The sequence below is a fragment of the Hyphomonas sp. genome (assembly GCF_040882205.1).
Taxonomy (GTDB): domain Bacteria; phylum Pseudomonadota; class Alphaproteobacteria; order Caulobacterales; family Hyphomonadaceae; genus Hyphomonas.
In genome coordinates this window covers 1-1,679 of record NZ_JBBEBT010000354.1, presented here as the reverse complement: position 1 = coordinate 1,679, position 1,679 = coordinate 1, and the positions used below count along the sequence as shown (strand labels likewise).

2 protein-coding genes are annotated in these 1,679 nt (G+C 65.3%); both read left to right on the top strand.

Going from position 1 to position 1,679, the window contains the following annotated elements; translation table 11 throughout:
• On the top strand, positions 1–670 hold a 670-nt coding region (locus WEA77_RS15460), incomplete at its 5' end, for an SDR family NAD(P)-dependent oxidoreductase (RefSeq protein WP_368068767.1).
• A complete protein-coding gene (locus WEA77_RS15455) occupies positions 667–1,575 on the top strand; it encodes a polysaccharide deacetylase family protein (protein ID WP_368068766.1) in 909 nt (302 codons plus the stop codon). The genes WEA77_RS15460 and WEA77_RS15455, both read left to right, overlap by 4 nt.
• Positions 1,576–1,679 lie beyond the last annotated feature (104 nt).

Below are 1,679 nucleotides of genomic sequence, written 5' to 3'. Positions count from 1 at the left end.
CGAAGAGATGGAGGCGATCGCCCAAGATCTGCGCCAACTGGGCGCGCGCGTGTCGACCTTTTCCTGCGACGTGCGTAGCCTCCCTGACGTGCGCGCGCTTGCCCGCCATGCAGAAACCGAGCACGCCTCGCTGGATATCTGGGTTAACAATGCCGGGATCGGGTACATCATGAAGCCCTTGCTCGAGGTTACCGAGGAAGACTGGCGTGCTGTGATCGATGTCAACCTGACGGGCGCTTTCTTCGGCCTCAAGGCTGCGGCTGAGGTGATGGTCAGGCAGGGCCGGGGCGGGCGGATCGTCAACATTGCGAGCCAGGCCGCGAAGTCCGGCTTTCCGCACGCGCAGGCCTACACGTCCTCCAAGCACGGCCTGGTGGGGCTGGTACGCTCGGCGGCCGTCGAGCTTGGACCGCACCGGATCACGGTCAACAATGTCTGCCCGAACCATGTGACGACCGGGCTTGGCGCCTGGCAGAACGAGTATTTCGCAAAGGTCGTCGGTGCACCGTCGGTTGAAGCCTACCTTGCAGCGATGGCGGCGCGCATTCCGATGGGCCGGCCGGGCCTGCCGGAGGATACTGCCAATGCCGTGGCCTGGCTGTGCACGGACGATGCGGCCTACATTACGGCCGAAAGCATGAACGTCTCCGGCGGGGAGGAACCCCATTGAGCAGCCTGCCGCCAGATCCCGCGCCGGAAGGGTTCGCCTGGCCAGGCGGCGCCCGCCTTGCGCTCTCGATTGTCGTCAATGTCGAGGAAGGCGCCGAACGCCGGATCGATGAAGGCGATGGACGGCCGGAGCCGGTGGACGAACTTGGCGCCGTCCCCGGCAAGCCGATACGCGTGCATGGTAACGAGTCGAATTATCAGTACGGGATCAATCGCGGCGCCCCGCGGGTAATCCGCCTGCTGGACGCGGCCGGCATGGCCGCGACATGGACGGTCTGCGGCCAAGCGCTCGAGAAGGCGCCCTGGCTTGCGCAGGCGATCACGGCGCGCGGCGACGAGCCCTGCAACCATGGGCACAAATGGGCCTTCACCGCGTTCATGGATGAAGCCGCCGAGCGCAGCTTCATCGAAAAAGGCACCCGGAGCATCGAGGCAACGTGCGGGCGCCGGCCTTCGGGCTGGCTATCGCGCTACCTACACACGGACCTCACGCGGCGCATCCTGCTCGAACAGGGCTACGCCTACCATATGGATGATTACTCCGACGATTTTCCATACTGGGCAAGCGTGGAGATGTCGGACGCAAGCCGCCGGCCGATGGTGATCCTGCCCTATGCGATCGATTCCAATGACATGAAATTCTGGCTCAGCGCCTCATTCACCCCCGAGATGTGGCTCGACTATGCGCGGCGCAGTTTTGACTGGCTGCGCGCCGAGAGCCTGCGCGAGGGGGCCCGGATGATGAGCCTCGGGTTGCATCTGCGCATCATCGGCCGGCCCGGGCGGATCGGGGCGCTGGAAGCCTTCCTGAGGCATGTGAAGGACCATCCGGATGTCTGGGTCGCGCGGCGAGAAGACATTGCCGCGCATTTCGCGGCGCATGTCGGGCAGGAGACGGCCCGATGAAGGCGCTCTTCTTCCTGGTATGCCTGCTGGCGGCGGCGCCGGTTGCGGCTGCAGAGGACGCAGCTGCGGAGCTCATGGCGCTGTCAGTGGGGAGTTGGACCAGC